This window comes from Roseiconus nitratireducens (assembly GCF_008629675.1).
GTDB lineage: Bacteria > Planctomycetota > Planctomycetia > Pirellulales > Pirellulaceae > Stieleria > Stieleria nitratireducens.
In genome coordinates this window covers 556,731-570,153 of the sequence record NZ_VWOX01000002.1, presented here as the reverse complement: position 1 = coordinate 570,153, position 13,423 = coordinate 556,731, and the positions used below count along the sequence as shown (strand labels likewise).

Here is a 13,423-nt window from a genome sequence, read left to right as displayed (position 1 = left end):
ATACGTTTCCGGTCCCCAGTCGGTTCCCACCAAGCATAGGCCATCGAAGATGCAGCGTCTTGATCGAAGCGCACCCGCCGGCGGTGCGACCATTCTTTCCCCCCCACGGGTCGCGACGATTCTGTTCGGCCTGGTCGTTGCAATGACCACCGCGGTCCTGCCCCCCCTGACCTCCGCAGCCCAGGCCCAGGATGCCGCTCCCGGGAAAAACATCCTGATGGTTGCCGGCTCTCCATCGCACGGCTACGGGGCGCACGAGCATTTCGCCGGATTGCGCATTCTGCAACAGTCGCTGCGCGAAAGCCAACCGCAAAACGAAGTCACCATCGTTCGCGGGTGGCCGTCGCAAGACCAGATCGATCAGGCCGATACGATCGTGATTTACTGTGACGGTGGCGGTCGACACATTGCCATGGATCACCGCGATCAACTCCGAAAACGGTTGGCCGATGGCTGTGGACTGGTCTGTTTGCACTACGCCGTCGAAATGACGCCCGGTGAACCGGGAAAGGATTGGGTCGAATTACTCGGCGGACACTTTGAGATCAACTACAGCGTCAATCCACACTGGGTGGCTGAGTTCTCGGAACTGCCCGAGCATCCGATCACGCGAGGCGTCAAACCCTTCGCGACGGACGACGAGTGGTACTTTCACATGCGGTTTTCCGATGTCGGAAAGGTGACGCCGATCCTTTCCGCCGTTGCGCCGGAACACACGATGAAGCGTCCGGACGGGGCACACAGTGGAAATCCGGACGTCCGGAAGAGCGTTGCCGCGGGCGAGCCCCAAACGGTCGCTTGGGCCTATGAACGCCCTGACGGAGGCCGGTCGTTCGGCTTTACCGGCGGACACTATCACTGGAACTGGGGCAACGACGACGTCCGCCGACTGGTCACCAACGCCATCCGTTGGACCGCCGAAGAAGAGATCGAAGAGGACGGATCGTCGATGGGACAAAAGCCGGTGGGAATCGATCAACTGCTGAAAGATCAAGACTACGATCGGCCGAACAAGTTCGATCCGGAAGAGACCGCCAAGCGATTCAATTTGAGCGACACCGGATCCGACGCGGCCAAAGCAACCGATTCTCAGTCGTCCGACACGGCCAAGCCGAAGAAGATTTTCGTCTCCCAGACGGTGACGTCACAAACGAAACGGCAACGCGTTGAGATCGATGCGTCGATCAAGGGCGTTCGAGATTTGTTTCTGGTCGCAGCGGAAACCGAGGACGGTTTTGCTTGTGACTGGGTTGACTGGGTGGACCCCAAGATTCATGGGCCGGCCGGCTCGAAGTCGCTGGTCGAACTGGGCTGGAAATCGGCGACGGCCGGATGGGGAGATGTGCAGAAGAATCTGAATTGCGCCGGCCAAGCGTGGTCGGTTGCCGGCCAGCAAATCGGCAGCGAAGCAATCGGCGCGCACGCACCCAGCGTGATCCATTTCAAGATCCCCGAGGGCTACGATCGGCTGACCGTGACGGGGGCGTTGGACACCGGCGGCACCTCCCAAAACAATGGACAATCCACCAGCGTGCAGTTCGCCGTCTACTCGGGCGCCGCGCCGCGCCGGATCGGTCAGGCACCAGACAATTCGGCCGACGGCGATCAGCGCGATCCGGAGCATGCCGTAGAAGGAATTGAGGTGGCCGAGGGGTTGCAAGCGACCCTGTCGGCCAGTGAGCCCCAGCTGCGAAGCCTGACCAATTTGGACATCGATTCTCGCGGCCGCGTCTGGGTTTGCGACGTGATGAATTATCGACGCAACAACGGATCGCGACCGGAAGGGGACCGAATTCTGATTCTGGAAGATACCACCGGTGACGGGGTGATGGATCAGTTCACCACTTTCTATCAGGGACGTGACATCGATTCGGCGATGGGGATTTGTGTCTTGGAGAACGGAGAGAGCACCGACGTCATTGTCACTGCATCGCCCAATGTCTGGCGATTCACTGACAGTGACGGCGACGACCAACCGGATCAAAAGGTTGCGATGTTCACGGAGACCGGCCAGGAACAACATGATCATTCAGGCCATTCGTTTCTGTTTGGCCCTGACGGCAAGCTGTACTGGAATTTTGGCAACACCGGGGGGCAGGTGAAGGATGCCAACGGACAGACGGTCATCGACATTCACGGCCGCCCGGTCGTCGACGACGGAAACCCGTTGTTCGGCGGGATGCCGTTTCGCTGTGATCTGGATGGCTCCAACTTCGAGGTCCTGGCACACAATTTCCGCAACAACTGGGAAACCACGGTCGATTCGTTCGGGACGTTGTGGCAAAGCGACAACGATGACGATGGGAATCGGGGGACGCGGATCAATTTTGTGATGGAGCAGGGCAATTACGGATACCTGGACGAGCGAACCGGTGCATCCTGGCGGTCCGAGCGGATCAACATGGAAGATGAAATCATGTACCAGCATTGGCACCTGAACGATCCGGGCGTCGTGCCAAACATGTTGCAGACCGGGGCCGGGTCCCCCAGCGGTATTTGTACCTATGAAGGCCGTTTATTGCCCGAGCGGTTTTGGGACCAGATCATTCACTGCGATCCGGGTCCGAACGTGGTGCGTGCCTATCCGGCCGAGCCCGATGGTGCGGGGTACACCGCCCGGATCGAACCCCTGATGACCGGGACGACCGACCGCTGGTTTCGACCGGCGGATGTCTGCGTCGCGCCAGACGGGTCGCTGTTTGTAACCGACTGGTACGATCCGGGTGTGGGGGGGCATCGCCAGGGTGATACCGATCGGGGCCGTCTATTCCGGCTCGCCCCGCCAAACACGAAGTACAAGGTGCCGAGCTTCGAGTATTCTTCGGCCAAAGGAGCCGTCGAAGCATTGCGGAATCCGAACCTGGCGGTTCGCTATCGTGCCTGGCAGGCCCTGCACTCGATGGGCGCTGACGCGGAGCAGGAATTGCTGACGCTGTATCACGACGACAATCCGCGTCTGCGGGCCCGCGCCTTGTGGCTGTTGGGAAAGATTCCCGGCCGCGGCGAACACTACGTCCAGACGGCACTGTCGGACCAGAACCCGGATATCCGAATCACGGCGATCCGATTGGCCAAGCAGTTGACCGACACTCCGTCGCGGTGGCTGGCATCAGCCGCCCAAGATCCTGCACCGGCGGTCCGCCGCGAATTGGCGATCGCCTTGCGCTATGACGAAAGTGAAGACATGCCGGTGTTGTGGGCCAAATTGGCCGCCGCGTACGACGGCAAGGATCGTTGGTACCTGGAGGCGTTGGGCATCGGCAGCGACATCCGTCCGGAGGAGTGTTTCGATGCCTATCTGGATCAGGTCGACGGACGGTGGGATACGCCAGCCGGGCGTGATCTGGTGTGGCGCGTTCGCGCTCCCGCGGCTGCCGACGCGATGGTTTCTCTGATCGCGGACCCCGATCTGCCGTTGCAGCAGACCGACCGTTACTTTCGCAGTCTGGAATTCCACAACGATCAGGTGCGAGCCGAGGCACTGAAACGGCTATTGCCCTAACTGGACAGCGCCACTTTGGGTAAGCCGCGTGGCACTAGCCGCGGGTTTTCTCGCCTCAACCGGCGGCCAGCGCCTTGCCGCTGATTGCACTGAAAATCATCGGTGCTTTTGATTGAAAGTGACGCTGACCAGCTGATCTCCTTCCCAACACGCGTTCCCCACCAGCCTTTCCATTTCATCACCACGCAACGACTTTCACGATGAAACTTGTATCTGCTCTCTTCGGCCCGCTGACCGTTTTGGCATTGGCCGTGTCTGGAATGCTTTGTCCCCGAACCGCCGGGGCTGCGGACTCGGAAGATCTGGCGCGACGGGACGCAATTGTGGTTCGCGCGGTGGAACGGATTCCCGGATACGATTACGGCGCCGACCCGAAGGTTCGTGAAGCAGTGTTGCGTCATATCGCAAGGGCTCAGGGCACTCCGGAGTTCGTTTCCCTGGTCAAGCGTTTTCAGCCTCCGGGGATCGAGCCAAAGCTTGCCGAAATGTTGACCGGCGCCGATCGCTCCGCCGCGGTCGAGGCCGCCGACATGCTGCTGTCGATGGACGAGGGTCGGCGAACCGTGCGCAAGCTGTTGTCGCAGGAATCGTCCAACACGGACGTGCCAGGTGTGATCGAGATTCTGGGGTTGTTGGGCAACGGCCGAGCCAACCATTTTCTGGCCGAGATCGCTTCGGATCCCGAACGACCCTATGCGCAACGCCGTCCTGCCGTGGCCGGTTTGGCGAGATCCAAAGCGGGGCAGCAGCGAGTGATCGAGTTGGCCAAAAACTCGGAGCTTGTCGGTGACACGTTGTTGGTCGCCGCGACGTTGTTGTCGCGAAGTGAAGACCAAGGGATTCGAAGCCAAGCAGCCGAGGTGTTGCCGGAATTGCCCAAGATTGCCTCCGAATCGTTACCGCCGATTGACGAGATGGCGAAATTGACCGGAGATGCCGAGGCCGGGATGCAGTTGTTTCGCGGGAAAGCGACCTGCGCCAATTGCCATATCGTTGATCAGTTTGGAAAAGATGTGGGGCCCAATCTGTCCGAAATCGGCGACAAACTCTCCCGTGAAGCGATGTTGACGGCAATCCTGGCGCCCAGCGCCGGCATCAGCCACAACTACGAGAACTACGTCGTGTTGACCGAGGAGGGCCAAGTGGTCACCGGGTTAAAGGTTTCCGAGACGGAAGACGAGATCGTGATCCGGACCGCAGAAGCGATCGATCGAAAGTTTCCGCTCGACGAACTGGTGGAAATCAAAAAGAGTGAGAAATCGATCATGCCAGAAGACCTGCAACAGTTGACCGGCCAGAAAGGATTGATCGACATCGTCGAGTACATGACCACGCTAAAGAAAAAAGGGTAGGTCGGACTGATGATTTTCCAGGCCGCCCGGCTTTGATCGCCGGCGGTCAACCCGAACGGATCGCTTCGGCTGCCCGCCTTCCCGCCCGCCTCCCGCTGCACCCGCCATGACTGTTTTTCTGACTCGCCGTCTGTTCGTTCGGTCAGGCTCAGCGGTCGTCTTTCTGGCGGTGTGGTTTTCGGCCGTCAGCCTTCTCGCGGACGAGGCCGGCGATCTGGCTAAGGAAAAACCGGTTTCCCAATCGCATTTCCAAGACGAAGTGCGACCGGTGTTGGTCGAGTACTGCGCAAAGTGCCACGATCCGGCGGACGAATCGGACCCGGTAGGACTGTTGCGGGCGGAGACCGCGGCGGACGTCGCCAACGATCGGGGCATCTGGGCCAGCGTCGCCGAACAGTTGTCCAACCGAACCATGCCGCCGGCCGACGAGCCGCAGCCGGCCGAGGCGGAACGATTGCGAGTCACGCAATGGATCGATGAACATCTCAAACGCACTGCGTGCGATCAGGGGCCGTTTGCGGGCGCGCCGGTCCCACGCCGGCTGAATCGCGAACAATACGAATACGCGATCGAAGATCTGACCGGGGTCGAATTCGACTTCGTGGAAACGTTTCCTTCCGATGGCGGTGGCGGTGAAGGATTCAACAACAACGGCGAATTGTTGTTCCTTCCTCCGCTGTTGATGGAACGGTATTTGGAAGTCGCCGAGCAGATCACCGAGCGAGTGATCGATGTGCCGCTTTACGACAAAGAGTTTTTCCCAATCACGGCATCGGAATCGGATGCGGTCGACCTGCGACTGGTCGAACGCGGTGTCGCTGAGACGTCGGCTGCGGGAGAAAGCGTGGGTCGCTTCGGCGTCGGTCGGAAGGCGAGCCTTTCCTTGATCGTCTATCAAGACGGCGACTACGTGTTGCGAACGCGGATTGAGAAAGAGCCCGGGCAGGGGGGCAAACTGGCTATCACACTTGATGGCCAAAAGCTCGCGCCGATGGATTTCCAGGGTGCCAGTGGTGTGGGGGAATCGAAAGTCGAAGTCAGGCTCAGCCGGGGAGCGCACGTGTTGCAGTACCGCGTCGGAGAAGGATTGTCGCCGATGCGGATTGATCGGGTGCGTGTGAACCAGATGTCAGGCGGAGACCCTGCGGGAAGAAGCTCGGCGACCGAACGGTTGTTTGCTCCAGGCGCCCCGTGGATTGGCAAGGATGACCGACAGGCGGCCAGAAAGATCTTGGCCAAGTTCACTCGGCTGGCTTGGCGTCGCCCCGTGACCGATGCGGAATTGGATCGCTTGCTGGCGCTTTTCGAACGCGGGATTGGCCGAGGGGAGCCGTTTGCCCAAGCGATCAAATTGCCGGTCCAGGCCGCGTTGGTCTCACCCCATTTCTTGTTCGTGACCGAGCAGGAGGTTCATGGGACGCAGGCGGCTGCCGTCTCGGACCTCGAACTGGCGACCCGCTTGTCGCTTTTTCTGTGGCATAGCCTTCCCGACGACGATTTGTTGCGTTTGGCGACCGAGCAAAAATTGAGCGATCCCGACGAATTGAAACGACAGGTGCAGCGGATGGTGGCGGATCCGCGCAGCAACCGGTTTGCGAAAGAATTCGCCGGCCAGTGGTTGGGGACAAACGCCGTGGGCCGCACGAAGATACCCGACACGAATTTCTTCAAGCCGGCCTACACCAGTGAATTGGTCAGTGATCTTCGTCGCCAGGTGACCGAGACGATGCGTTGGATGTTGGTCGAGAATCGGCCGATCACGGATTGGATCGATGCCGATTACGTTGTGATCAATCGGCGTTTGGCCAAGCACTACGGGATCGAGCCGATGCCGCCGTCAAATGAGGAGTTCCAGCATGTCCCCCTGCATGATTCTCCGCGAACCGGGATCGTCGGCATGGGAGCGGTCCACATGTTGACCAGCTATTCCCGCAGAACCAGCCCGGTGCTTCGTGGCGGTTGGGTGCTGGAGACGATTTTTGGGGTGCACCTGCCTTCGCCTCCTCCCGACGCCGGAACACTGCCGGGCGGTGAGAAGGAATCAAAAGACAAGACCGTGCGGGAAAGGTTAGAACAGCATCGTGCCAACCCCACGTGTGCCGCGTGCCACGACCTGATCGATCCAATCGGATTCGCGATGGAAAACTTTGATGTGCTGGGGCGATGGCGTGACCAGGAGGGAAAACAGCCGATTGACGCGGCTGGTAAACTACCCAGTGGCGAAACCTTTGACGGTCCCCAAGCCTTGCGGAAAGTGCTGGTGGAACGGAAGCACGATTTTCGCGAACAGATGTGTCGAAAAATGCTCGGCTACGCCCTGGGACGCTCCCTGACGGACGCTGACGCCTGCACCATTGAACAGTTGGCCGAACGCTTGCGGAAACAGGACGACCGAATTCTGTCGCTTGTCGAAGCCATTGCCACCAGTTACCCGTTCACCCATCGCGATCCACCGGTGGATTGATCCGCTGGCCTTTGCGGCGGATCACCGTTTGGCCAGCGCTTGCTCGCTCTCCGAACTCCCTCCTTCTGTTTCCCGCCTTCCAAACGAGCTGTCATGAGCCATTCCAACCCCTCGCGTCGACGGTTTTTGCGTGGCAGCGGTGTCGCGATGGCGCTGCCTTGGATGCATTCCTTAGCGCGTGGTCAGCAGGCACAGGCTGCGGAATCCGATTCAGATACCCGGCTTGATCAACCTCCGGTGCGGACCGCGTTTTTGTTCATGCCCAACGGAGTCAATCCATCCAATTGGACGCCGGCTGTCGATCCGGAGTCTCCCGAGAGTTACACGCTGTCACCGATGTTGCAGCCGCTGTCGGACGTGAAGGATGAATGCATTCTGTTGGAAAACCTGTACCATCCGAATCTGAACATGGGCAACGGTCACTGGCCCAAGGTTCCGGCGTTCTTGTCGGGAGGCCACGTGTTGCGGACATCGGGGCGGGACATGAACACGGGCGGCGTTTCGGCCGATCAGTTGTTGGCGCAAAAGATTGGGTCTCAAACGCCATTGCCAAGTCTGGAACTGGGGGTTGATGCCGCGTACACCGGCGTGGACAACGTCGGCGGCGGATTCACGAGGATCTACGGTTCGCACATCGCCTGGCGGGATCCGTCCACGCCGGTGCCGAAAGAGATCATTCCGCAATTGGCATTCGACCGCTTGTTCCGAGGCAGTCGAACCACGCCGGTCAGTGGGTTCAACCCGGATCAGGCCGAGGTGATCAAATCGCTTCAAACCGATGAAACCAGCGTGTTGGATCTGGTATTGGAAGATGCGAAGGGATTGGAGCGAAAGATTGGTCGCGACGACCGCACCAAGCTGGATGAATACTTGGAATCGGTTCGCAGCGTTGAACGTCGTATCGAATCCGCGATGAAGCCGCAGCGGCGGTGGATCAACGAAGGCGAGATTGGGGTCGTGCGTCCAGGACCTGGGATTCCCGAACAACACATTGAACATGTCCGATTGATGTTGGACATCATGGTGTTGGCGTTTTGGACCGATACGACCCGCGTGGCCACGTTCATGATGGGCAACGCCCAAACTGGCAGGAACTTTTCATTCATCGACGGGGTCAAGTCGTCTTTTCATGGCATCAGCCACCATCGGAACGAGCCCGATCGGATTGCCGAGTACGAAAAGATCGGGACCTGGCACGTTGCCCAGTTGGCCTACGTTCTGCAAAAAATGAAGTCGTTGTCGGAGGGCGACGCGACGTTGCTGGACCATTGCATGGTGTTCTGGGGTACCACGATTCGAGACGGCAATCGCCATGACGTCGAAAACTTGCCTTTGATTCTGGCGGGACGCGGCGGTGGCACGATTCGCACCGGGCGACGGCTGACCGCTCCGGAGAAAACGCCGTTGTGCAACCTGTACCGCGCCATGATGCAGCGGATGGGCGTGTCCGTCGATCAGTTCGGAACCAGCGACGGCTTGCTGGATTTAACGTAGCCGAGCGAATCCAAAAACTGAATCGTCTTGTCCAGCGTGTCTTGGTAGGGTTCGCCGCGATTGAAGAACCCGTGGGACTCGCCTTCGTACAGATGCAAGTCGCAGCGAACGCCCAGGTCGCGAAGCTTCGATTGAAACGCTTTGGCCGTGGCAACCGGAATCAATTTGTCTTTCGTTCCCAGGAAGATGACCGTTGGCGGAACCGAGTCGGTCAGACGGTGCAGAGGAGAGATCTCTTTCCAGTAATCCTTCACGCGATCGTGTCCCCAGCCGTCCGGTCCGTTGTCAAAGACCGGATTGAAGAGCACGAGAGCGGACGGAAGGCAGGAGACGGCTAAATCGTCGCTCGGGGCGTCAAACGCGGCGACAGTGGCGGTCGCCGAGGCCACGTGCCCGCCGGCGGAGCCTCCACCCGCTGCGATGCGTTCGGGATCAATGTTGAATCGGTCCGCGTGGGAGCGCACCCAACGCATGGCCGATTTTCCGTCAGCGACGCATTCCTGCGGTGACGTGCCGTGCGTTTTCTTGACACGGTACTCGGCGCAGATCGCAACCATTCCACGATCGGCCAATGCCCGGCTTTGCCCATAAAACTGACTGGGCGACCCGCCGACCCAGCCGCCACCGAAAAAGAACACGATCGCGGGGCGCGGCGTTTCGTCGCTCGAATCTGGCGGCAGAAAGATGTGGAGTCGCAAGTCCACGTCACCAACGGATTTGTAGACGACCTTCTGATCGGGTTCGGGTTTCGCTTCGGCAGCATCGAGGCACTTGCCGGCCAGCAGGGAAAAGTTCAGCAAGCACAGCGATGTCAGTAAGCAAAGTGGACGGGAAAGCAGGGCGGGGGATCGATTCATGACAGAAGTCGGGCGGGAGGTTCGGGAGGGAACGGAAGAAGGAATCAGATTTTACACCCTGCGGCACCGCCCGGGAGTTGGCGAAGCCAGCCGTCAATGCGCAGTCGGACAGAATGACAGACGAACCAAATCTGGGTCCAAGTCTCCTGCCTCGGAACGGGCTGTCTCGCCGGCCCAATGGAATCCTCCCGCGAGTGCTCACCGGAGTGTCGACACCGATGCCCAGCGGATGCGCGGAGGTGTCTTTTCGGGACAATGTCCGTTGCGAGCGTTCCGCTTGCATCGCCGTCCCGTCCAGGCTCCGTCGGCGCATAAAAAAATCCGGGCGTGCCAGAGGCAGGCCCGGATCCTTTGAGCGGAACGCTGGGGTGATGGAGCCTAGAGGCTCGGGGTGGTGTAAGGTTCGACGTCGCCGACCATGTGCATGTGGTTGTGGTCGATGTAGACGACCTCGACAGCTTCGCGGTCATGCAGGGTGTGAGGAACCGGGTACCCGATGATGGTCTTTTCTTCGAAGAAGATCGAGCACTTGTAGTGGGCGTGGTGCAGTTGGGCGGGGCCGATCAGCGGGTAGAAGCGCGGCGGATCGACATAGTCGGCGATCTTCTCTTTGATGATTCGCACGTCGTTGCGTTGCTTCTCGTAGATCAGCGGGATGCCGCCTTCGACCGGACGGGCCTTCTCCAGGGCCAGCATGACTTCGTCGTCGCTGGGAGGATCCAGGGCCACCGGAGGACCGCCGGAAGTCGTCGGGCCCAGGATCGGCACGCGATCGTACCGTTCGTGACGCCAGAAGTCTTCTTCGGCCTTGTGCTGGTAGTAGGGGCTCACGGGGATCGGAAATCCCAGGAAGCCGAGGTTGTAGTTGTCGGTGAAGCCCAGGCAGCCGGTCGTGCTGACCGCAACGCAGGCCATGGTGGCCAGCGTCACTTTGCGTGCCAGAGACGAAAACACACTCGCCTCGCTTCGAGCCGCGTTCGAGGCGGCGTGTTCTTGTTGACGTTTCGTCTTGCTGGTCATCCGAGCAACCTTCCGTGGTGTTCGATAACAATACCGCACGCTTGAGCGCGGGCAGGTTCCGCTTTGTACTGAAGTTATCGTGTGAAGTTGTGCGGATCTTGCGGGTAATTCCGGAGATTTGCAGAATCCGACGCCTGCGGCAGTTTCACAGCGGGCAATGTTTCACAAAAAAACCGCGGAGAGCGATCAAGCTCTCCGCGGCAGCGATTTTCAGAACTGTGGCTGTGAGCCGATTCGGTTGGAATCAGCGGTCGGTGAAGTCGAGGAACCACCAGCCGTCATCCCACTCCAACGACACCTTACGCCATCCCAGCGGGACTTGCGGGTAAGGATAGAAGGGGCCGATGTAGGGCCAAGCCGTGGGGCTGTACTGCTGGGGATACGTCAAAGCCGCATAGTTGGGGTACGACGCGTATCCGGGCCATGCGTAGTTGGGCAGGTTCGGAGTGTCGTAACGAGGTGCTCCGGCACTTGCACCGTAGGCCATCGGAACCGGAGTGCCGGACACGGGAGCTCCCATGGTCGGAGCCGCGACGGTGCCGTTGTTTGCCATCGGAGCGGCTACCTGAGCGACCGGAACACCCAGGTTCCGGTTGCGGGGCGTTGCCATCGCCGGTACCTGGTCCACGCTGACCGGGGTCATGCGATTGCTGGCCAGCTGGGCCGGCACATGGGACTGCATCGGCATCGGAGCCGCTTGGGGGTGTCCGGCGACGGTGATCGTGTGATCGACGCCTTGAACGCCGGGAACCGACTGCGTGATGCGAACGATTTCGTCGCGTTGTTGCGGCGATCCGGCCAGCCCTTTCAGGCTGACGATGCCGTCATTGCACTGCACGTCCACGCCGAAGCCCTTCAGCACGCCGGCTTGCTGGGCGCTTCCGAGGGCCTCCACGACACCGGCGACCACTTGCTGATCATCGGCGTGAATCGGCTGAGCCAATTCGACCGCGGCGGTCGGTTGGACGGTCCCGGGAGCGATCTCCAGGGTGGCGTTGCTGACTCCCTTTTCGGCAGCCGTCGCTTTAGCCTGCGAGAGCATGTCGCGGAGCGACGGGCCATTTGTCGGTGCTTCGATGGAAGTCGTCACGGGTTCGGACGCCACGGCCGCGGTCTTGACTTTGACTTCGTCAAGAACTTTGGCCACGCCGTCGACGCCGTTGGCGGCGCTCAAGACGAGCTGTTTTTGAGCGGTTTCACTGACCGTTCCGCGGAACAGGACGATGCCCTGATCCACCTTCATGTCCAGTGTGAAATCCTTGAGAGCCCCCGCGTCGCGGTTGCTCTTCAATCGGGTCATGATTTCCTGTGCAATCTCACGGTCGCCGCCGAAGGCCGATGTCGGCCCCAAGGCGGTGATCGCGGCGATCGCCAATCCAAGATACTTTCGTCGCATGGGAATGCCTCCTACAGTTCCAAATCGCTCCGGCCGGAAACGCCAACAAGAGCCGCCCGCGACGATCGCGGGACTCTCCATCACGGGTGGCACAACGTCTCCGGAAAATCCTTTTCGGACCGGTGTTGCTGTTGGTTTCGGCGATTGCCGTTGCGGCAAGGTAGGTTTTTTCGGATTTTGCCGCCGAATCAAAACGGAGAAGCCGTAGAGATTTCCCAGTTTGCCAGACCCTCACGGAGCCCGGAAAAATCACGCCGAATCAATCGCCTGGCGGAGCTGACGGACGAAACTGCCAACCGTTTCGGCCGCCTGTTCTGGTCCGCTCTCGGCCGCTTCGGCAATCCGTCGCACGATGGCCGATCCGACGATCAAGCCGTCGGCGTGCGGGGCCAGCTTGGCCGCGGTTTCCGGGCCGCTGATTCCGAATCCGATGCAGATGGGCAGCTCGGTTTGCTCACGCAGCCATTGGACGTTCTCCTGCAAGTTGCTCGGCAGTTCCTTTCGCTCCCCGGTGATTCCGGTCACCGAGACGTAATACAGGAAACCGGAAGAGGAGTTGGCGATTTCGATCTGGCGCGAGCGGGGCGTCGTCGGGGTGACCAATTGAACCAGGCTGAAATCCTTGGCCCGACAGAGTTCAGAGAACTCCGCCGCCTCTTCGACCAAAAGATCCGGCACGATGGCACCCGCGTAGCCGGCCTGCTTGGCCAGATCCACGTACTTTCGCAGTCCGACGCGAAAAATGATCGAGTAGCTGACCATCGTGACCAGCGGGATTGCGACCTTGGATGCGTGACTTTTGCCCAATTCCATCGCATCATTCAAGTGAAAACCGTGTTCCAAAGCCCGTTGATACGACGCTTGGATGACCGGTCCGTCGGCAATCGGGTCGCTGTAGGGGATGCCGACCTCGCACAAGTCGGCTCCTGCTTCGGGTAACCGCTGCAGAACGGCCGCGGTCGTTTCCAGATTCGGATCGCCGGCGGTGATGAACGGCATCAAAGCTTTCTTTTGCTGACTCTTTAACCGGGCGAACAGGTCGTCGATGGCGGACATGATCAGGGCACGGGGAATTCGATGAAAATGGGGGCGTCAATCGGCCGGCAAGCGTAACCCATTCCATGGTTGCGGTTTAGTGGACTAGCCGTCGTCCGAACCGCCGCCAAACACGAGTCCCCGTCGCTGCCGTCGCCAGACGGCGGCACTCAAGCATCCCCGTAGCTGCCGTCGCCAGACGGCGGCACTCATGCATCCTCGTAGCTGCCGTCGCCAGACGGCGGCACTCATGCGCCTTCCACGCTCTGGCGAGGCGTGGCTACGGTGAACAGCATGCTTCCA

The 13,423-nt window shown here is 60.0% G+C and carries 8 protein-coding genes; 4 read left to right on the top strand and 4 right to left on the bottom strand.

All coding sequences use genetic code 11. From position 1 onward, the window contains the following. The first annotated feature begins 49 nt into the window (after positions 1 to 49). The 4 genes from FYK55_RS04735 (at position 50) to FYK55_RS04720 (ending at position 8,812) form a co-directional block, all read left to right on the top strand. Complete coding sequence (locus FYK55_RS04735; RefSeq protein WP_235908419.1) at positions 50 to 3,502, top strand: PVC-type heme-binding CxxCH protein; 3,453 nt, start codon at positions 50 to 52, stop codon at positions 3,500 to 3,502. 200 nt (positions 3,503 to 3,702) lie between these two features. After that, entirely contained in the window at positions 3,703 to 4,854 is a 1,152-nt protein-coding gene (locus tag FYK55_RS04730; protein ID WP_150075204.1) for a c-type cytochrome, read from the top strand. Positions 4,855 to 4,960: 106 nt separating this feature from the next. Continuing rightward, positions 4,961 to 7,318 (top strand): DUF1592 domain-containing protein, encoded by a 2,358-nt coding sequence (locus FYK55_RS04725; RefSeq protein WP_150075203.1) that lies wholly within the window; start codon positions 4,961 to 4,963, stop codon positions 7,316 to 7,318. Between the two features lie 93 nt (positions 7,319 to 7,411). Then, positions 7,412 to 8,812, top strand: coding sequence for a DUF1552 domain-containing protein (locus tag FYK55_RS04720; RefSeq protein WP_150075202.1), 1,401 nt, complete (start codon positions 7,412 to 7,414; stop codon positions 8,810 to 8,812). Here the strand turns inward: FYK55_RS04720 and FYK55_RS04715 are convergent. The 4 genes from FYK55_RS04715 to trpA form a co-directional block, all read right to left on the bottom strand. Beyond that, complete coding sequence (locus tag FYK55_RS04715) at positions 8,773 to 9,669, bottom strand: alpha/beta hydrolase (RefSeq protein WP_150075201.1); 897 nt, start codon at positions 9,667 to 9,669, stop codon at positions 8,773 to 8,775. The genes FYK55_RS04720 and FYK55_RS04715 overlap by 40 nt on opposite strands. Positions 9,670 to 10,047: 378 nt before the next feature. Beyond that, positions 10,048 to 10,689 carry a hypothetical protein gene (locus FYK55_RS04710; protein ID WP_235908418.1) on the bottom strand — a complete coding sequence of 214 codons (642 nt, stop codon included), beginning with the start codon at positions 10,687 to 10,689 and terminating at the stop codon, positions 10,048 to 10,050. A 244-nt stretch (positions 10,690 to 10,933) separates the two neighbouring features. After that, positions 10,934 to 12,085 (bottom strand): BON domain-containing protein, encoded by a 1,152-nt coding sequence (locus FYK55_RS04705; RefSeq protein ID WP_150075200.1) that lies wholly within the window; start codon positions 12,083 to 12,085, stop codon positions 10,934 to 10,936. A 249-nt stretch (positions 12,086 to 12,334) separates the two neighbouring features. Beyond that, the gene (trpA, locus tag FYK55_RS04700) at positions 12,335 to 13,141 is read right to left on the bottom strand and encodes a tryptophan synthase subunit alpha (RefSeq protein ID WP_150075199.1); all 807 of its coding nucleotides are present in this window, start codon (positions 13,139 to 13,141) and stop codon (positions 12,335 to 12,337) included. Positions 13,142 to 13,423 lie beyond the last annotated feature (282 nt).